The following is an 18,553-nucleotide window of genomic DNA, read 5'->3' on the forward strand; positions in this document are numbered from 1 at the left end:
TCATGCTTTTATTTTTTGTGTTACCCCCTTATCGGATAAGGCTTAAACACTGTTTTTGGTGTTTCAAGTTTTAGTTAATTATGCTTCTTTTTACTCTTGGGAATTCAAGTGATTCCTACTTAATTCTCCGTGCTCAGAATCTGGGCATTAATGCATTTACCATTTCGCTCATTTACGCGCTGTTTAACCTTTTTTATGCGTTATTATCGACTCCCTTTGGAATTCTGGCCGACAAAATCGGTAAGATCAGAGTGATGCAGCTGGGATGGTTGATCTTTATTCTGGCTTATCTGGGCTTTGCCCTTGCCAACAAAGCCTGGGAAATTTGGATCGTTTTCATTTTCTATGGAATGTATTACGCTGCGGACGGAGGCGCCGCAAAAGCGCTCGTCGCCGGACTCGTTCCGGAAGAACAGAGAGGCACTGCCTATGGAATTTTCAACGCCACGCTCGGGATCATGACCCTGCCGGCCAATCTGATCGCCGGATTTTTATGGGATCAATGGTCACCCGCAGTCACATTCTATTTTGGCGCTCTATGCGCACTGCTTGCTCTTGTACTGTTCTCCTTAACCTTTTTTAGACAAGGAAAATTCAGTAACAATATGAAATAAAATAAATGTAGAATTAAGGGAAGCTTTTCGTTAGAACGGTACCCTGGAACCCCCGGAAAATGGCAAAATCAGATTTATCTCCAATTCGGACACATGAAAAAACCTCAGCATGGTCGGCAGGGCGGGCAGATAAAGATCAGTAGACAGCGGCACAAATGCGCTCAGCAGCGCCAGAAACAGAACCAGTCCTTTGCTGCCGAGATATTTTGTGCTTTTTTGTTTTCTAAGATATTCCCCATAGTATTCTCTTTCATTTAAAACGGTCGCTTGATTTTTTCATTTATCCATTTTGATATTTTCTTCTTGATAAACTTTTTTCATGGCACGATAGACCTTTCGGATAGTTCCGATCATCGTGATCAGATCGTTTTTACTGATTGAGGCAAATTCATTCTCCAAACGCTCATGAATATTTACAACAAATTTTTGAATATACACTTCACCCAGTTCGGTCGCCCGTACCAGTACTACCCGTTTATCGGAATCCAAAGAGGTCTTTTCAATAATTTTCAGATGATCGAGTTCACCGAGATACTTGGTTGTATTAGGCAGCAAAAAGCCCAACGCTTTATTGATGTCGGAAACGCGCGCTTTGCCGCTGTCATCGCGGGTTCGGTACAGAGCACCGAGAATACGGAAATATATAGGCTTCATATTAAGAGGCAAAGGCGGCAGCAAGTTATGTGCCTCCCTTGCACATTCCAATGCGTCCAGAATCCTGTCTGTCAGATTCGAGTTACACGTGCCGGACATAAAGCATCCTCCCAGATAGATATCGAATATAATTATATGATATAATTATATTTGTACGGCAGCAACTGAAAATTACATGATGGATGAATCAACCAATCTATGGGCAGAATTTTTCATCCGCCAAAATCATTGGCACAGGGATGATCCTCAGCTTCCTTACAAAAAAAGAGCAATATAATTTATCAAAATCATTCATGGAGGTATCGAATATGAAAATTGCGATCATAGGAGCAACCGGCATGGCCGGCCATGCCGTCTTTCACGAAGCCGTCACACGCGGGCATGAGGTCACGGCCATTGTCCGTGACGGTGCACGGGCCCGCCAGCTGCTGGGCAACGATGTCAGCCTGCTTGCAAAAGATGCGTTCGAGCTGCAGAAAAGCGATCTTGCGGATTTTGATGTCGTCATCAATGCCTTCAGTGCTCCGCCGGCGAAGGCCTATCTGCATGTGGACCTGGCGGCTAAGCTGACGGCCCTGTTCCGCGAGACACAGAGGCCCCGTCTTTTCTTTGTTCTCGGCGCGGGCAGCCTGCTTGATGAGAATGATCGTCCGTTCGTCGAAACGATCCGCAGACAGCCCGGCTCCGATGCATGGATTACCATTCCGGAAGCGCAGTCTCGCGAACTCACATTTCTGCGCGGCGTCGATAATGTAAACTGGGTGGGCGTTTCACCGTCGGCCCTCTTTCAGGAAGGCGAGCGGCATGCCCCGAAACTCGGGAGGGATCATCTGCTCAAGGCTGCCGACGGAACCTCGCATGTGACAAACGCCACGATCGCTGCCGCCATTCTGGACGAAATCGAGCACCCTACAGTTAAAAACAGCCGCTTCACAGTATCCGACTGACCCGGAATGTCGGCCTTCACATGAAAAATCGGCCGGGCGGCAGCCTTCACAATAAATCTTTCAGCAACAATTGTGAAAACGATCAGACTCCGAACAGAGCCGGCGCCGGTCTGAAATCATGATCGGGGCCATGCGTTTGACATTCAAACATGTTTGTTACGGAATAGAGGCATCCCGTCGGACAGAAAACGGTCCGGCCGGATGCCTTCTCTAAAACGATATCATTTCAGCGGACCGGGAAGCCGATGGCATCATGCTTTCTGTGCTCAAGCCGTTTCCGTTTCTGTTATCCCCTCCTTTTCGCTTTTTCCGCACCGTGCCGAAGACTATAAGCATGCCTTTGTTTTTAATTCCGATCCCTACTCTTCATGTTTTGAAGCCTTTCGCCGTTTTCTCCCACTTTTGGAGCCCTGCATACTTAAAGTAACCTACTGTGAAACGGCCCGTTTATCTATATAATATCGAGTACTCATGAACTTTAATCCCGATACTTCCCTTCCATAAAATAAAATCGGCGCCGGGAGCCGTAATTTCTGTACTCTTTCGGCTTCTATGCTTAGGAGTGCACTCCGGCAACGAAAACATTGACATAAAAATAATTTAATATATAATAACCTACTATGTAAACGGGTTGGTTTATTTTAATGAAAGGACATTCTTATGAATTCTAAAAATCATTCAAGAGAAAAAATTATTAATACGGCTACTCGACTTTTCCAGATGAACGGGTACAATGCTACGGGATTAAATGAAATTTTGAAGGAAAGCGAGTCACCGAAGGGTTCTCTTTACTATTATTTCCCAAATGGCAAAGAACAGTTGGCATTGGAAGCCATTCAATCAGCAAACAAATCTATAAAGGAAAAATTGCAGGCCGCACTGGATAAATATTCAGACCCCGAGAATGCTATAAATCATTTAATCGGCAATATCATCACCGACTTGGAAAAAGAAAATAAACTTCAGGATATCTCAGTGAGTCTAATTGCTTTAGAAACGTATGCTTCAAGTGAACCTTTGAGAGAAGCCTGTAAAAAAGTATTTGCATCGTTAAGCGGCCTCTACGCGGATAAATTGGTCCAGAATGGTTTTTCAAAACAAAGAGCTGAACAGTTGGGTATGATCATCGAGATCATGATTGAAGGTGCCATTACGGTCTCTGTTACAAGGAAGGATACAGTCCCGCTTGCAGCGGTCAGTCATAGTATAGATGTTTTATTGAGTGAAAAATAATAGTCTTTAAGGGGAATTGTTTTTTGGCCTTAATATATAGACCGGTCTACAAGTGGCCACTTTGCGATACGGAAAAAATTATTTCCATAAAGTTTATTAAATAATTGAAATTATATATAGATTGATTTTTGTCACTTGAAATCTTAAATGATAAAACATGGGCAACATACCCCAAAAATTTTAAAAATATGCGGAGGCACTTTATCCTATGGTACAAAAGCAGCAAACATTCTCAAAAGCCAGAGTGGAAGTGAAGCATCCATATCTGGTGTTGCTGGGATTATTTTTAGGAACGTTTAACGGGCTGTTCGGTGAAACCTCTCTAAATATTGCCCTGCCGCAATTAAGAGCATTTTTTCATATCAGTGCAGGTATTGCCCAGTGGCTGGTGATCGGGTATATGCTGATGATCGGAATTATTCTTCCCTTTTCCAGCCTGCTCATGAAATGTTTCTCAATCAGGCAGCTGACTCTTTTTGCTTTGGGATCGTCCATCATCGGCTCTCTTATCAGCGGTTTTGCACCTGATTTCGGGCTACTTCTAGCCGGACGTGTCATTCAGGGCCTTGGAACAGGCATGATCCTGCCCATGACGTTTTCGGTCATCTTGGAAATCTTTCCCCCGAAGCGAATCGGTTCCGCTATGGGAGTATCCTCCCTGGTTGTCATGTTTGCACCGGTGATTGGGCCGACTCTTTCCGGCCTCATTCTCGGAGCTCTTTCCTGGCGCTGGATTTTCTTTTTCTTTGTGATCATATTAATGATTGCCATGATCTTTACAGCCATTTTCATGGTCAATCCATATAAACTAAGCCATCCGAAAGTCGACGTGATTTCCTGTTTGACTTCCATCCTTGGTTTTGGGGGCATTGTGCTCGGCGTCAGTCTGGCCAGTGAATTCGGATTCAAGGGTCCGATCATCGGAGTACTGATCATCGGTATCATTGCCATGATACTTTATACAAAAAGACAGCTGCAGATGGAAAATCCTGTCCTCAATATCAAAGCACTAATGGTTCCTAAATTCCGAACAGCAGCCATCCTGGTGATGGTGGATTTCAGCGTTACTTTATCCGCCATGTATTTGCTGCCGCAATATCTTCAGAACGGCCTGACGATTCCGGTAGCTCTGGCGGGGATGATATTGCTGCCCGGAGGACTGATCAATGTATTGTTCTCCTATCTGTCGGGGCGGTTTTATGATCAATTCGGAGCGAAGCATCTCGTCAGAATCGGATTTTTCACCTCTATGATCAGTACCGCACTGCTGCTCTTGACATCGTCCGGAAGTTCCGTAGCTTATATCATTTTATGTCATATTTTACTAATGATCGGTATCCCGCTGGTCATGGCACCGGCTCAGTCGAGCGGATTGAATGCACTCCCGGCGAATCTGGCAAGGGATGGAAGCACCATAATAAACACCTTGCAGCAGATCATCGGTGCGATGAGTACTGCAGTCGCTACGTGGCTGCTCAGTGTCGGGCAAACATCGTATTTCTCCGGCGGCGGTACGCGTGAAGCGGAAGCCTTTGTCAAGGGCTCCAAATATGGATTTTGTTTTGCCCTGGTGCTTTCAGTCATTGGATTTCTTCTTGCCTTCAGAGTAAAAGAAACAAAGGCGGAAAAGCCGTAAGTTTTACACAAGTAATTGCAGCTGCGATTGGCCAACTGCTCATAGATGCGTAAAACGCGTAAAATAGGGGCAGGTATGCTGGAAAACAGCGATAACGGAAACAGATTGACAGCGTATGGGATCGCCGTTCAAGCAGAAAGCGGAAACAGAAACTTTATCTTCCTGCCAGGATATGTCTGTCGATTCAGCTCAGTTCGTCTTCTGATCAGTTCGTGCCACCGCCCGGCCACCCGCATTTGAAATGCAGCCAGGTTATCGATCTTGCCTGTTTACAGATAAACAACCGGGAACGGACAGCCGCCTGATGATCCATACGTTCTCGTTCAGATCGGTTTTTCTTTCGACAAATCAAGCAGTGCTTCTTCAAGATTGTTAAATTGGAACCGGAAGCCGGCATCCAGCGCCTTTCGAGGAAGAACGCGCTGTCCTTCCGTCGCCATAAAACTTCTTTCACCGAGCGCGAGCCTGATTAATTGTTCCGGAACGTTCAGCCAATAGGGCCGTTTCAGTACTTTTGCCTGTGTTCTGCCAAGATCTCTCATTGTGGCCGGACTTGGCGATGTAAAGTTGACTGGACCCCTGATTTGCTGATTATCAATAATGAATCGCATCAGGCGGACAAGATCATCGATGTGGATCCATGACAGCCATTGATTTCCCGAGGCGATTTTGCCGCCCATAAAAAGCCGATAAGGCAGATTGAGGAGAGGCAGCGCGCCGCCTTGACGACCGAGAACGAGGCCGAATCGTGCACAGACCGTGCGCACCCCGAACCGTTCCGCTTCGAGCGCGGATTTTTCCCACACAGAGGCAAGATGGCTGAGAAAATCGCCATTTCCATGACCCGATGTTTCACTAAAAGTCTTCGTAGCGGAGGTCCCGTAAATGCCGACTGCCGACGCACTGATCAGCAAACCGGGTTTTGTTTTGACTTGCTCGATAAAGCGGACCAGTGTGCCGGTACTTTGTAAACGACTGCTCAATAAACGTTCCTTTCTTTTGCGTGTCCATCGTCCGCCGTTGATGGAAGCGCCTGATAAATTGATTAGGCCGTCAATAGAATCCGGAAGCTTTGTGGTCCAATCATCCGCACCCTTCTGCATCCACTGAACGTAATGGACATGATTTAAAGGAGTAAAACGTTTGGGATCCTGCCTGGTCAAAATGTAAAGATGATGCCCTTCCTGATGAAAGGAACGGATCAACGACCGCCCGATAAATCCGCTGCCGCCTGAAATAACAATATTTTTACTCATCGTTCCTGTCCCCCCTTCAATAGTCTATAACAATGAACGACTAGCCAGATTCCTTCCCCATGGGATAAAACGACGTCTGAGCATTCATTCATCAAAAAAAAGGGGACTAAAAGCGTCACCCGTTTTATTGTCTTTAAACGTTCGAATGTCCTTATCCATCTTTTCGCTGCCTTGACCTTGATGGAGCAATCTTTTTCAACTGTGCCGCTTTTCTTCCATGCGCTTAATCGTCACGGTCGTCCCCTTGTCAATTTCGGAATCGACGCGAATAGTCAGAGAGAGCCGGTCGGCAACTTCTTTTGCCAGGAAAAAACCGAGGCCTGTCGCTTTTTTATCGCGCCGCCCATTGTAGCCGGTAAAGCCATGTTCGAACAGACGCGGCAGGTCTTCCTTTAAAATGCCGATACCCGTGTCGCGGACTTGAATAGAGGTTGGAGTCATATGGATACCGACCTGGCCCTTTTCAGTATACTTTACCGCATTGCTGACAATCTGTTCAAGCGCGAAGGACAGCCACTTCTCATCCGTGATCCAGATCGCGTCGCCATCAACCGCTACACGAAGCCCCTTTTTTATGAACAGAGGAGCAAACTTGCGCACGAGGGCCTGAACGAGCGGCCTCAGCTGCACCTTTGAAAAGCGATAATCCGTCTGTTCATTATTCAGGCGCAGATAGTACAGCAGCATGTCCAGATAATTTTCCAGCTGGAACGTCTGCTCCCTCAATTCATCGATTGTAAACTCTTTCGTCTGTCCCATCAGATCGAGTACAGATAGCGGTACCTTCATTTGATGGCTCCACATGCTCACCACTTCGGTTAAGTTCTCATCAAACTGCCGTACTCTGAAAAGTTTATCTTCATAATATGCTTTTTGTTCACCCAGTAATGTCAGCATGTCCTTCTCTGCCGCGGTTTCCGGTCTTAAAGAAACAGAAGGGACAACTTGATTGATTCGTTCCTTATGGCGGCGGAAAAACCGATAATAGTCATAACTGCCGAAAACGGCGAGAACGGTCGCGCCGAACAGGAAGCTCGACCAGAAGGTACGCAAGGGCAATCCGCGCAGATAAAAGGTAAGACTCATGATGAAGAATACCACCAGAACGGCAAAATAATAAGGCTTTCGCTCATGCCAATACATAACCGACACCCCGTACGGTTCCAATATAGTCAAAGCCGATGGCATTCAGCTTTTTACGCATACGTGCAATATTTACCTGCAGCGCATTGGCATCGATGTATTCGTCCGATGCCCAAAGCTTTGCAAGCAGCGCCTCTTTTGTCACGGTCTGACCGGGCTGTTCAAATAATGTACGGAGCAGCCTCGCTTCCGTGGGTGTCAGATCGACCTGATCGGAACCCTTTTTCAACTCTGTTCCTTCCAATACAAACTCTTTAAAAACCAGCTTTGCCTGAGAAAAGCTGTAGGTTCTGCGGAGTAATGCGTTAATCTTTGCCGTCAGCACGTCAATCGAAAACGGTTTTGTGATGTAATCGTCCGCGCCCATGTTCATCGCCATCACCTGATTCATTTCATCATCCGCCGAACTCAGAAAGATGATCGGTGTCGTTGACCGCTTACGGATTTCCGTTGTCCAGTAGAAGCCGTTAAAATACGGCAGGGTGATGTCCATCAGGATTAAATCCGGTGCCGCCTCATCAATTTCCTGGCGGACGCTGCGAAAGTTTTGTACGGAAACAACCTTGTACACAATCAGAGCTGTTTTCAGCTGCTTGACAATGGCCGCATCGTCCTCCACAACAAACACTTTTGCCATCAAAATGTCTCCCTTATTAATCGGCTATATCCATTCTACTGATTTTCACAGCAGCCGACAAATACAAAAAAGGCATCCCAAACCCGGGATGCCCCTGACCTTACCGTTCAACAATTCGATAGTAGGTCCGGCTCGTTTGTCTGTAAATGAGATAGTAAATGACGGAAACAACGGCAATCGTCCCCGTGCTGGTCATCAGCAGCAAGCTGAATCGTGCCGTACCGAATAAACTGATTAGTTTTTGAATCATGATGAACGCAAAGGCAAAGTGAACAATCGCGACGCCAACCGGTAAGAAGAACATGAGCAGAACCTGTGAGCGAATCGTCTGCCGCACTTCTTCGCCGCTCAGCCCGACTTCCTGGAGAATTTTAAAACTGCGTTTATCCTGTTCCCCTTCTGAGATTTGCTTATAGTAGATGATTAACGCCGTACCCAGGATAAAGGTGAAACCCAGAACGAGGCCGATAAACAGGAAGCCGCCCGCAAAACTCAAAAAGCTCTTATGCATCTCTTCATAACTGTTCATGGCCGGCGTCATACCGGAAACTGCCTGACCCCCATTGGTTTCCGCGCGATCGATACGTTGAATCGGTCTGTCTCCATTCGCGCGATAGGGGGACAAAGCGTCTTTGAGCCTCTTTGCATTCTGCGCAGTCATGTCGGTACCGATCGTGGTCTCAAAACCCAGTTTGACAGTGGGCTGCCCGGCCGCCTGGGTTGCAGCGTCTAATATCGGCTGAATTTGTTCTTTCGTATTGACAATCAGAATCAGCCAGTTTGAGGCCATCAGGTTCATTGATGGGAAATTATTGATGTGCTGAATTTGTTCTTTGATTTTAAAAGTATGATTTCCGAATCGCACTTCGGTTTCCTTAAAGCTTCCAACCGCCGGATACGCGATGGCCTCATTGCCCTGCAAATGAACCTTTTTGCCGGTCAGCTTTTCATAAGTCTGTGCCGTCATGAAATTTACTGTAGTCAGATTGGAAAGATTTTGTCTGTTTTCAAAATGACCGTCCTTTATTGCTCCGGTTATGCCGTTTGACATTTCATAGACAATTTCATTTTTCAACGGTATTCCCGTATCTTCAGCCACCCGATCGATGAATGCGGTGCTTCGCTGCTGCGGAGCATTAATATTAACGACTGTATTCCGAACGAAAAATTCATTCAGAAATCCATTGATGCTGGAATATAAACCGACCGTTGTCGCCAGGGTGACGAATGTCATCGCGACGAGAATCGTAATATTGGCCAGTCCGACCGCGTTCTGTTTCATACGGTAAATCATACTCGACAGAGTAATCATATGTTTAGGCTGATAGTAATAGTTTTTGTTCCTTTTCTGATGTTTCAGCAGCCAGACCGTAAAACTGAGGTAGAATAATAATGTCCCGAAAATGACAAACAGCACAGCGATAAAAAATTTTGTTAACGCATCGAGCGGAGAGGTTACGGTGACGGCAAGATAATAGCCGATTGCCAGGAAAATCATGCCCAGCAGGGCAAGAATTCCGCGCGACTTCGGCTCTTTTTCCCCTTTATTCGCGTCGTTAAGCAATTCCAGACTGGACTGCCGGTGAATTGAGAAGCTGCCGATGATAATCAGCAGCAGATAAATCATCGCGAAGACTGCGGAAACGATCATGACTGCCGACGTGCTCCATTGCAGGTCAAAGTAGTTTTCGCCAAGCAGGTTGATTAAGATAAGATATAAAAATTTGGCGAAAATGACTCCGAAGACGGTTCCTGCAACGACGGTCGCAAGGAACATGATCAATAGTTCCAGAATCGAGATTCTGACAATCTGCCGTTTTTTCAGGCCAAGAATATTATAAAGCCCGAATTCCTTCGTTCTTCGTTTCAGTAAAAACCGATAACTGTAGATCATAAAGATGACGGCAAAGATGATCAGGACGATCAGCCCCAGGCCGAGCAGCATCGCCACATTCGCCGCACCCGGCAGTTTTTTCAGGCTCGGACTGAGCAATATCGTCGCAATGACCAGATTCATGATAAACATCACGATACTTGAAAGTGCAAAAGGAAGGAAACTGCTTATGGATTTGCGAATGTTGCGGCTCGCCAGTTTGAAGTAAAACATCTTATCTCGCCTCGGTCCCGAGCAGGTTCATCATGGTCATGCTGATTTTTTGCATGAAGCCGGATGATTCCTGATTTGCACGGTAAAGCTGGTGGAAAATGCGGCCGTCTTTAATAAACAAAACGCGTTTGGCATGACTGGCCGCGATCGCCGAGTGAGTGACCATCAGGATCGTCTGACCGGTTTCATTAATTTCCTCAAGCAGGCCCAATAAGTCTTCGCTGTTCCTGAAATCAAGCGCTGCCGTCGGTTCATCGGCCAGAACAAGCTGCGGCCGCGTGATCAGGGCACGCGCGATCGCCACGCGCTGCTTCTGACCGCCTGACAATTCGAAAGGCTGTTTGTTAAGCAAGTCGGCAATATTTAATCTCGGTGCCAGCTGCTCGATCCGCTGCTCCATCTCCCGTACCTTCCGGCGGCCGAGTACGAGCGGCAGGAAAATATTGTCGCGCACGGACAGTGTATCGAGTAGGTTGAAGTCCTGAAAGACAAAGCCCAGATGCGTGCGGCGAAACTCCGCCAGCTTGCTCTCTTTAATTTTCGTAACCTCCTGCCCGTTCAGCACCACGGATCCCGACGTGGGCTTTTCAAGCGTTGCCAAAATGTTCAGAAGCGTCGTTTTCCCGGAACCGCTCTCACCCATAATGGCAATGTACTCCCCATCTTCGACACTGAAGCTGACATCCTGCAGCGCGACGGTTTTCTCTTTGCTGAATCTTGTCTGAAAAATTTTCTGCAAGTGATTGACTTGTAACAACATTTGGCTCGCTCCCTGCCTATTATTTGGCTGATGGATTTAGTATACAAGATCCAGTGCAGGTCATTCTTACATTTCCGAAGCGCAATCTTACAGATTTGTCAGATTGAAGCAAAACAACTGATGACAGTTTTTACTATCAATGCAAACAGATTGGCATTCCGGAAGCGGGCCGCGGAGTCAGCCGGAACCGGCTTCCCATCCGACCGATATCTGCTTTCAATCAATCCGGGTGCCCTTACGCTTTCTCCCCATGACTGGCTGTTTGTGAAAAGACAGCACCAGAATGATGACGGCAGGATCCGATTGACGCCGTATTTTCATCTGCTGTCCGCCCTCTTTTCCCGTAAAGCGCCGCTATTTGCCGCGGAAAATAATGGCCGACAGTTTATAAAAAGGGTTAATTATTTTGTAAAAGGATAGATAAATACGATTGATTAAGTAAAATAGAGAAATGTGTCCTGGGATAAAGGCTTATTAGAAATGCGACTCGAAGAATTTTGAAGCGGGGTAGCTCAAAAGCTGCATGTCGTCTCTTTACAGCCAGGCTCTGAAAAATTCTAGTATAGGGCGGTCCTTTGATTAACAGCGGTTTTGCAGCAAATATTTATGTGAACGTGCTGTTCGGCCAAAAGGCCTTTATCCATTCGCTCCTCAAAACCGCTGTTATAATTTCACGACAATTCAGGTCAGAAAGCCCGCTGACACGCAGCAAAAATCTATCATGAGTCCGATCGGAATTCTTGTTTAAAGGTAATAGTTTATGACAACGAAGGTCAGTAAACAATTCTGTCGATTAATATAAGTGTGACGCACTGAAGAATCGAAATAAATGGAATCTCCTTCTGAAAGCGTGTACTCTTTTCCTTTGGTTTTTAAAATCAATTTCCCGTTAGTGATGTAAATATATTCCTGAGATTTTTCCGAATGTCCAATCGATTCATTCGCTGAATGAGAATCTAATTCTACACGAAACAGTTCGAAATTTCGTGTGGGCGTACTTGTAAAATAGCAAAAAACGCGATAATTCTCAGCTTCATTCACTTGTTTTTTACATTCGGATTTTCTTACAATGACAGCGTTATTGGGCATTTCATCAATCAGCTTTGTATAAGGAACTTTAAGCCCATTGGCAATTTTCCAAATGGTATTTATTGTCGGGTTGGATTCTCCTTTTTCAATTTGTGAGAGCATCACTTTGCTGACACCGGATAAGTCAGATAATTGACCCAGGCTCAAATTTTTCCCGGTTCTTAGTCGATTAAGATTCGCAGCAATAATATGATTAAGATCCATAAAATATCCTTTCCGGGCTTGACAATTATATTTAACCATCGTAAATTATATATTACGATTGTTAAATAAGTTGTTCATTTGTTCTTTATATTTTACATACGAAACCATTAAAAATCAAGTGTTGACGGGAGTCTGTACCATGAATAAAATGAATGCATTAAAAACTGCTTTTCCATATACACTTCCAATTTGTACAGGTTTCTTAGTTCTAGGATTGGCCTATGGCATTTACATGAACAGCGAAGGATTTTCATTCATTTATCCGATGCTTATGAGCCTGACGATTTTTGCGGGATCCATGGAATTTGTGACCGTAAACCTATTAATGTCCTCATTCAATCCTATCTATGCTTTTCTACTGACATTAATGGTCAATGCAAGGCATCTCTTTTATGGAATATCCATGCTCGAAAAATACAAAGATACGGGAAAGAAAAAATGGTATTTGATCTTTGGACTGTGTGATGAATCTTTCTCGATTAATTATTCCGTAACGCCTCCTAAAAATGTAGACAAAGGATGGTTTATGTTTTTTGTTACCTTATTAAATCATTTCTACTGGGTAGCCGGTGCCACCTTGGGCGGCATACTTGGAAATTATATTAAATTTAATACGAGAGGAATTGACTTTGTTTTAACCGCGTTATTCGTCGTCATTTTCCTTAGTCAATGGACCTATTCAAAAAATCATTTGTCATCCTCTATTGGCATACTTTCCTCGGCCATTTGCTTATTTATCTTTGGATCCGGCAACTTTATGATTCCTGCAATGATGACGATACTGCTCAGCCTTACGATATTAAAAAATAGCCTTAAACGCAGAGAGGAGGCGGCAAGATGACGATGACTCCGGAACAAAGCATCATCACAATCATTGCGGTCGTTTTAGGAACAATAATGACTAGATTCTTACCCTTTATCATTTTCCCGGCAAGCAAAACAGCGCCGCGCTACATTAAATATTTGGGAAAAGTATTGCCTTCCGCCGTAATCGGCTTATTAGTCATTTACAGTTTGAAGGATGTTTCTTTTTTTTCCGGTTCCCACGGATTACCGGAAATAATCGCAATCTTATCTATCATCATTCTTTACATATGGAAGAAAAATACGCTGGCTTGTATTGTCATAGGTACACTCGTTTATATGGCTCTCGTGCAATTTGTTTTTGTTAGTTAATCGCAGGCAGGTTGTCAGGTTCGATATATTAAAATCAATGAATAAACGGTTCTTATGTATCTGTGCTGCTCTGCCTGACTATACAATTCTTATTCAAAAGATTGATCCCGATTTGATTTCTTTCAGATTCCGGCCCCACAACGGACATGCTTGTCTCCGGCCAAGCCTTTAGCCAATTGCTTCGATCAGCTGCTGCTCATGCCGGGCGCACATTAAAAAACGCCAAGTAAAAAAACTTGGCGTAATGGCTATCAACTTTTGCCGGCCGCAGCAAATTTATTTTTCAAAGCTTCTTCGACACACGGCGGTACAAGATTTGAAACAGAACCGCCGCAGCCCGCCGCTTCTTTGACCATGCTGGAATTGAAAAAAGAATACTTGCTGCTGGTCATCATAAAGCAGGTTTCAATATTTGGATTTAAATTTTTATTAATCACTGCAATATGCAGCTCGCATTCAAAATCCGAAGCCGCCCGCAATCCACGCAGTATTGTGTGCACCTTTTTTTGATCGGCATAATCTATCAGAAGTCCGTTAAATGAATCGATAGTTACTGCAGCCATTGTACTTGTCGCCATCTGAAGCAACTTCACCCGTTCCTTTACTGAAAAAAGGAAATCCCTCCTTGAATTATTGAGAACTGTAACAATTATCCTATCAAAAATGGTCAACCCGCGGACAATGATATCAAGATGGCCGTACGTCACAGGATCAAAATCTCCCGGATAAATAGCAACTCTCTCATTCATTCCCGCTCACTTCCAGCATTTCAGATTCAACATAAATCGGACTCGCCATTTTCCCTGATCAATCCGACATTTCCAGCACCAAAGCCGGGACTTCCGATAAATCTCCGGTAAACGAACCACATCTTCAGGCTTAGCCACGAGAATCACCTCGCAGTCAGACACATTTTCTTCCGGGTAATCTATAAGGTTCTGAAATGACCGATTATTTGCTTCTAAAAAGTATACCTATCCTTTTATTATCCATATCTATACTCAACACCCATGGTCCCTTGCGGAAACTCCCATTTTTTCAAAATTGTTTTCCCGCATAATACCCTGCATGTCCCGCATTCTAAACAACCGGCATAATCAAAATGGAATTCGCCATTTTCTGTTACCCTATAACAATTCGCAGGGCAGGCAACAATCAATTTCTGAAATTCATGCGAATCAATTTCATCTTGCTTTAAAACAATATGTGCATTGTCTTCATCTACATTAAATTTATCTATGTTAAGTTTTTCGTCAACGTCGACTGTATTCATAGCGAACGGACTCCTCTCCAGCAATCTTTTACAATATTTAATATCCCAACTTTTTTCATATTATTCACTATTTTCTTTGTTAACGGTTTAGCCGGCTGGCCATTCATGATAAATAAATCGTTCATCAGATTTTCCACCATTTGCGGGTATTCTTTAAAAATTCTCGGTGTCTTTTCTAGAAAATGCGGGAATTTCTTATAAAGCCTCAGGTCTTTCATGACAAAACTTCTCTCTAAATTGTCGTGATAACCATTTAGTGATTCTTCGCGAAAATTTTGAGATTCTTTAGCTTTAAGCACTGCCTTTGCTGCACACTCTGCCGAAGCCACAGCAAAATCCATACCTCGCACAGCATAGCCAAGATTGATGCAAAAACCCGCCGCATCGCCCACGACTAAGACACCGTTGCCGACAATTTTCGGAATGCTGTTAAGGCCGCCCTCCGGAACGAGGTGACCGGAATATTCGAGCAACTTTCCATTTTTGATCAATGGCTGAATGACAGGATGTTTCTTAAAATCCTCCAACAATTGCGGAACGGACTTCTCTCCTTTAATGACATCGTCTAACGTACAGACGATACCCAAAGAAAGGCTGGATTGATTCGTATATAAAAATCCACCGCCAATTCGTCCTCCCGAGGGATAGCCGGCAAATAACCAGGCAGTTCCTTCCTTTCCTGAACACTGAAAACGATCTTCAATGACATGAGCAGGAAGTTCAATGACTTCCTTGACGCCGATAGCGACTTGATTGGCTCGTAGTTCCTCGCAAAATCCTAATTTTTGCGCTAACAGAGAATTAACGCCATCGGCAAGGATCGTTACATCCGATTCTAATTCATCTTCTCCGGCCACAACCCCACTTACAGCTCCATTATGGATAATAAGATTATCAACGCGAATTCCGGTAATAATGTTGACACCTGCTTTCTCAGCTTTGCCTGCAAGCCATTGGTCAAAAGCTCCGCGCAGAACCGAATAAGAGTCACCGCCTTGCCTCCCTAATTCTGAAGATGAAAAATCAATGGTAAAATTGCTTTCTCCTGTCATCAAACTGATTTTTTCTCGCGTGATCTTTCGTTCTATGGGTGCTTCCTCGGCAAAATGGGGGAAAATCTTTTCAATACTGTGACCGTAGATCCGTCCTCCTGTCATATTTTTGCTTCCGCAATAATTCCCGCGTTCTATCAGAACAACATCCAATCCCTCTTTGGCCAATAAATAACTGGCAACTGTTCCGGCAATGCCGCCACCGACGATAATGGCATCGAATTTTTCTTCAGACACTTTGAACTCCCCTTCTCTATTCCATACTTATAGAAAAGCGGAAAAACTCAGCCGCCGTTTTTCCGTTTTTATTTTATTTTATTAATTAAAATGATGGATCAAAGCAGGCACTACCTTATAGAGATCAGCCACAATCCCATAATCGGCATGCTCAAATATGGGTGCTTTCTTATCCTTGTTAATGGCAATGATTGTTTTTGCCTGACTGATTCCGACTGCGTGCTGAATTTGTCCCGAAATGCCCAAAGCCAGATAAACATCCGGCGATATGGTAACACCCGTGACGCCGATGTAAATTTCTTTTGGCAGCCAATGTTCCACCTCGGCGATGGGTCTTGAGCATCCGATTTCTGCACCGATCAAAGAAGCGAGTTTCCGGATCATGTCCAGGTCTTCCCGTGCAGCTAATCCGCGGCCTACCCCTATGACCCTTTTTGCATGGCTGACATCGGCATTGATTCTTTGTTTCTGTTCCTTATTAATTATTTTCATTTTGGAATGAGGTTCTACGTACTCAAAGGTTTCCACTTCCGGCTTTTTTACAGGCGGACCCCCTGCCGAAAATGCGCCCGGCATCATCATTATAATTGCTGTGGCCGTATTTACTTTTTCCTCACGCACTGCCGCACCACCATAAACCGCATGTTTCGCTTCTCCGTTCCCGGCCAATTCAAAAACATCTGTAATCACGCTGGTTCCGCCGGCAGCCGCTATGCGCCCGGCAATTAATTTACATCTTTTTGTCGACTCTATCAGGAAGAAATCAGGTTTGACCTTTTTTACAAGTGCAATGATTGTGTCTGTATAATCTTCAAGCATGGTATCTTTTTGATCGGGTATGTGCCACACTTTATCTGCATTGACCTGCTGAATTTTCGAACCGATCATAACGGCTTCCACTCGATGGTTTAACTGACTGGCACCGTCGCATAATTCTGCATAACCGGAATTATTTTCTGCAAATACAAATATTGTCATTATTCAGCACCACCTATTTTAATTCTCCGGAAATTTTATCAATAAACTGTCGAATAGCCTCAGTTGAATCTCCTTCAACAATATCTTTCTTCCTAGCTGCTTGTTTCAACACCTTCGTACTCAAAACTTCAATCGTTCTTGTAAAATCGGTCAGATCCAGATCGGATGCTGTCAAAACAGTTGAAGGTTTTTTTCCTGCGTTCAGAATCTGTTTCATCGACGGAATTCTGGGCTGATTAATGTCTGAAGTTACCGAAATCACTGCAGGTAAAGATAGTTCTACCGTTTCAACTTCTTTTTCCAAAGAACGTTCGGCAATTACTGCTCCATTGACGACAGAAATTTTATCAACACTGTTAATCGTTGGAACATTCAGCAGTTCACCCAGCTGAACGCCGACCTGTTGAGCATATAAATCTGCAGATCCTTCCCCACAAAGGATGAGATCGTATTTTCCGATTTTTCCGATTCCCGCCTTTAAAGCAAGCGCCGTTTGATGTGTGTCCAGATTATTCAATTGATCGTCAGCAATCAGAAGCAGACTTTTCGGTCCGCGTGATAATACATTTTTTTTCAGCTTTGAGTCATTGATTCTGGCAGATCCTACACTTATAGCAGCATAGTTTCCTCCGTTGCTCTCTATCAATTGTGTCCCCGCTTCAATGCAGTTTAAATCATAATTGCTGATATTGATTTTTGCTTTTTCAGCAGAAATATCACCATTGACATCTATGAACAGATCTTGTTCATCGGGAACCACTTTAAAACAGGTAATGATATTCATATTTTTCACCTCAAGTCATTGTGATTAGGCAAATTAAAATGCAGTGCCGCGGAGCAGATCTTCAAATTATCCACTCCAGCTACTCTCTTCCTGTAAAGCAATACCTGCATCTATCCGAAGTATCGAAAAGCTTTTAAAAAATTCCTTATCTATCTATAGAAGTCTTTTATCTGTTTCGAAACATATTCCCCATTATTCATGACGAAAAGCTGTCCTCCGGATTTTTCTTTATCGCTGTCTTAGCGAGCCCCCCGATCCTGTCTTTATCAATTTTTCTTTTTCAGCGGCGCCATGTGAATTTTCTAATGCAGATGTTCTCGCATTTATTGATCAGTCACACCGACAAGCGCTCCATGGTCGTCTCTCTTTCCACTCCCAGTACCCGTTCAAAAGCACAGTATTTGACTGATTTCTCACTTAATAGATCAACTGAACCTGAGTTTTCTGGCACTATTCGTGCCGGAAAACTCAGAAATATTGAAAGTCGGCCCCAATCTTGGCAAACCATTTTTCAAGAATGGTATATCTCACCTGACCATGCGGATGTATCCGTTCAAATCTTATCCTTGATGACAAGTCAATCACCCCCTCCCTTGATGCGTTATTTTCCCCCAGTGCCGTCGACGGCTGCAGGGCAACTTTCTCCATTCATTTTTAATAAGCAATCTGCATGCCAACTTTTTCTGCAGCCTTAGATTTATTTCTATAAGGTTAAACGACCATGGAGCAAAGCAGCGGCAGCTACAGCTCTGAATTGTGACATGGGCATCGTA

18 protein-coding genes are annotated in these 18,553 nt (G+C 44.3%); 6 read left to right on the top strand and 12 right to left on the bottom strand.

The annotated features are described in order from the left end of the window. Positions 1-80 precede the first annotated feature (80 nt). Positions 81-614: an MFS transporter gene (locus Q6A92_RS04370; RefSeq protein ID WP_332237177.1), complete on the top strand. Its 534-nt coding sequence runs from the start codon at positions 81-83 to the stop codon at positions 612-614. Positions 615-890: 276 nt separating this feature from the next. On the opposite strand, the gene Q6A92_RS04375 is transcribed toward Q6A92_RS04370, so the two are convergent. Continuing rightward, entirely contained in the window at positions 891-1,367 is a 477-nt protein-coding gene (locus Q6A92_RS04375) for a hypothetical protein (protein WP_274402057.1), read from the bottom strand. 209 nt (positions 1,368-1,576) lie between these two features. Here Q6A92_RS04375 and Q6A92_RS04380 point away from each other — a divergent pair, with 209 nt between their 5' ends. The 3 genes from Q6A92_RS04380 (at position 1,577) to Q6A92_RS04390 (ending at position 5,084) form a co-directional block, all read left to right on the top strand. Further along, the gene (locus Q6A92_RS04380; protein WP_332237178.1) at positions 1,577-2,215 is read left to right on the top strand and encodes an NAD(P)-dependent oxidoreductase; all 639 of its coding nucleotides are present in this window, start codon (positions 1,577-1,579) and stop codon (positions 2,213-2,215) included. A gap of 660 nt (positions 2,216-2,875) precedes the next feature. Next, positions 2,876-3,448 carry a TetR/AcrR family transcriptional regulator gene (locus tag Q6A92_RS04385; protein ID WP_274402059.1) on the top strand — a complete coding sequence of 191 codons (573 nt, stop codon included), beginning with the start codon at positions 2,876-2,878 and terminating at the stop codon, positions 3,446-3,448. Positions 3,449-3,656: 208 nt separating this feature from the next. Beyond that, positions 3,657-5,084, top strand: a complete 1,428-nt coding sequence (locus tag Q6A92_RS04390; RefSeq protein ID WP_332237179.1) for a DHA2 family efflux MFS transporter permease subunit — start codon at positions 3,657-3,659, stop codon at positions 5,082-5,084. A gap of 323 nt (positions 5,085-5,407) precedes the next feature. Here the strand turns inward: Q6A92_RS04390 and Q6A92_RS04395 are convergent, their stop codons facing one another. From Q6A92_RS04395 to Q6A92_RS04420, 6 genes are all read right to left on the bottom strand, one after another. Next, positions 5,408-6,340 carry a TIGR01777 family oxidoreductase gene (locus Q6A92_RS04395; protein ID WP_274402061.1) on the bottom strand — a complete coding sequence of 311 codons (933 nt, stop codon included), beginning with the start codon at positions 6,338-6,340 and terminating at the stop codon, positions 5,408-5,410. A 195-nt stretch (positions 6,341-6,535) separates the two neighbouring features. After that, complete coding sequence (locus Q6A92_RS04400; RefSeq protein ID WP_274402062.1) at positions 6,536-7,483, bottom strand: sensor histidine kinase; 948 nt, start codon at positions 7,481-7,483, stop codon at positions 6,536-6,538. Further along, complete coding sequence (locus Q6A92_RS04405) at positions 7,470-8,120, bottom strand: response regulator transcription factor (protein ID WP_274402063.1); 651 nt, start codon at positions 8,118-8,120, stop codon at positions 7,470-7,472. The genes Q6A92_RS04400 and Q6A92_RS04405 overlap by 14 nt, the downstream gene beginning before the upstream one ends. 100 nt (positions 8,121-8,220) lie before the next feature. Further along, entirely contained in the window at positions 8,221-10,227 is a 2,007-nt protein-coding gene (locus Q6A92_RS04410) for an FtsX-like permease family protein (protein ID WP_274402064.1), read from the bottom strand. A 1-nt stretch (position 10,228) separates the two neighbouring features. Next, on the bottom strand, positions 10,229-10,987 hold the full coding sequence (locus Q6A92_RS04415) for an ABC transporter ATP-binding protein (protein WP_274402065.1): 759 nt from the start codon (positions 10,985-10,987) through the stop codon (positions 10,229-10,231). A 744-nt stretch (positions 10,988-11,731) separates the two neighbouring features. Further along, on the bottom strand, positions 11,732-12,280 hold the full coding sequence (locus Q6A92_RS04420) for a helix-turn-helix domain-containing protein (RefSeq protein ID WP_274402066.1): 549 nt from the start codon (positions 12,278-12,280) through the stop codon (positions 11,732-11,734). A 139-nt stretch (positions 12,281-12,419) separates the two neighbouring features. Here Q6A92_RS04420 and Q6A92_RS04425 point away from each other — a divergent pair, with 139 nt between their 5' ends. Next, positions 12,420-13,121, top strand: coding sequence for an AzlC family ABC transporter permease (locus Q6A92_RS04425; protein ID WP_332237180.1), 702 nt, complete (start codon positions 12,420-12,422; stop codon positions 13,119-13,121). Next, positions 13,118-13,456, top strand: a complete 339-nt coding sequence (locus Q6A92_RS04430) for a branched-chain amino acid transporter permease (protein ID WP_274402068.1) — start codon at positions 13,118-13,120, stop codon at positions 13,454-13,456. Before Q6A92_RS04425 ends, Q6A92_RS04430 begins: the two co-directional genes overlap by 4 nt. A 251-nt stretch (positions 13,457-13,707) precedes the next feature. Here Q6A92_RS04430 and coaD read toward each other — a convergent pair whose 3' ends face one another. The 5 genes from coaD to Q6A92_RS04455 form a co-directional block, all read right to left on the bottom strand. Further along, the gene (gene coaD / locus Q6A92_RS04435) at positions 13,708-14,205 is read right to left on the bottom strand and encodes a pantetheine-phosphate adenylyltransferase (protein WP_332237181.1); all 498 of its coding nucleotides are present in this window, start codon (positions 14,203-14,205) and stop codon (positions 13,708-13,710) included. 236 nt (positions 14,206-14,441) lie between these two features. Next, positions 14,442-14,729, bottom strand: coding sequence for a ferredoxin family protein (locus Q6A92_RS04440; RefSeq protein ID WP_332237182.1), 288 nt, complete (start codon positions 14,727-14,729; stop codon positions 14,442-14,444). Continuing rightward, positions 14,726-16,018: an FAD-dependent oxidoreductase gene (locus Q6A92_RS04445; RefSeq protein ID WP_332237183.1), complete on the bottom strand. Its 1,293-nt coding sequence runs from the start codon at positions 16,016-16,018 to the stop codon at positions 14,726-14,728. The genes Q6A92_RS04440 and Q6A92_RS04445 overlap by 4 nt, the downstream gene beginning before the upstream one ends. An 81-nt stretch (positions 16,019-16,099) precedes the next feature. Further along, positions 16,100-16,996, bottom strand: a complete 897-nt coding sequence (locus tag Q6A92_RS04450; protein WP_332237184.1) for an electron transfer flavoprotein subunit alpha/FixB family protein — start codon at positions 16,994-16,996, stop codon at positions 16,100-16,102. A gap of 13 nt (positions 16,997-17,009) precedes the next feature. Further along, positions 17,010-17,780: an electron transfer flavoprotein gene (locus Q6A92_RS04455; protein ID WP_332237232.1), complete on the bottom strand. Its 771-nt coding sequence runs from the start codon at positions 17,778-17,780 to the stop codon at positions 17,010-17,012. Positions 17,781-18,553: the final 773 nt, after the last annotated feature.

Origin of the sequence: Sporolactobacillus sp. KGMB 08714 (assembly GCF_036598985.1) — a bacterium.
GTDB lineage: Bacteria > Bacillota > Bacilli > Bacillales > Sporolactobacillaceae > Sporolactobacillus.

What these genes read in the sequence shown, in the direction of transcription:
- Q6A92_RS04455 (WP_332237232.1), bottom strand. Translation starts at nt 17,780, where the DNA reads ATGAATATCATTACCTGTTTTAAAGTGGTTCCCGATGAACAAGATCTG.
- Q6A92_RS04410 (WP_274402064.1), bottom strand. Translation starts at nt 10,227, where the DNA reads ATGTTTTACTTCAAACTGGCGAGCCGCAACATTCGCAAATCCATAAGC.
- coaD (WP_332237181.1), bottom strand. Translation starts at nt 14,205, where the DNA reads ATGAATGAGAGAGTTGCTATTTATCCGGGAGATTTTGATCCTGTGACG.
- Q6A92_RS04385 (WP_274402059.1), top strand. Translation starts at nt 2,876, where the DNA reads ATGAATTCTAAAAATCATTCAAGAGAAAAAATTATTAATACGGCTACT.
- Q6A92_RS04400 (WP_274402062.1), bottom strand. Translation starts at nt 7,483, where the DNA reads ATGTATTGGCATGAGCGAAAGCCTTATTATTTTGCCGTTCTGGTGGTA.
- Q6A92_RS04425 (WP_332237180.1), top strand. Translation starts at nt 12,420, where the DNA reads ATGAATAAAATGAATGCATTAAAAACTGCTTTTCCATATACACTTCCA.
- Q6A92_RS04405 (WP_274402063.1), bottom strand. Translation starts at nt 8,120, where the DNA reads ATGGCAAAAGTGTTTGTTGTGGAGGACGATGCGGCCATTGTCAAGCAG.
- Q6A92_RS04390 (WP_332237179.1), top strand. Translation starts at nt 3,657, where the DNA reads ATGGTACAAAAGCAGCAAACATTCTCAAAAGCCAGAGTGGAAGTGAAG.
- Q6A92_RS04420 (WP_274402066.1), bottom strand. Translation starts at nt 12,280, where the DNA reads ATGGATCTTAATCATATTATTGCTGCGAATCTTAATCGACTAAGAACC.
- Q6A92_RS04395 (WP_274402061.1), bottom strand. Translation starts at nt 6,340, where the DNA reads ATGAGTAAAAATATTGTTATTTCAGGCGGCAGCGGATTTATCGGGCGG.
- Q6A92_RS04450 (WP_332237184.1), bottom strand. Translation starts at nt 16,996, where the DNA reads ATGACAATATTTGTATTTGCAGAAAATAATTCCGGTTATGCAGAATTA.
- Q6A92_RS04370 (WP_332237177.1), top strand. Translation starts at nt 81, where the DNA reads ATGCTTCTTTTTACTCTTGGGAATTCAAGTGATTCCTACTTAATTCTC.
- Q6A92_RS04415 (WP_274402065.1), bottom strand. Translation starts at nt 10,987, where the DNA reads ATGTTGTTACAAGTCAATCACTTGCAGAAAATTTTTCAGACAAGATTC.
- Q6A92_RS04440 (WP_332237182.1), bottom strand. Translation starts at nt 14,729, where the DNA reads ATGAATACAGTCGACGTTGACGAAAAACTTAACATAGATAAATTTAAT.
- Q6A92_RS04375 (WP_274402057.1), bottom strand. Translation starts at nt 1,367, where the DNA reads ATGTCCGGCACGTGTAACTCGAATCTGACAGACAGGATTCTGGACGCA.
- Q6A92_RS04380 (WP_332237178.1), top strand. Translation starts at nt 1,577, where the DNA reads ATGAAAATTGCGATCATAGGAGCAACCGGCATGGCCGGCCATGCCGTC.
- Q6A92_RS04430 (WP_274402068.1), top strand. Translation starts at nt 13,118, where the DNA reads ATGACGATGACTCCGGAACAAAGCATCATCACAATCATTGCGGTCGTT.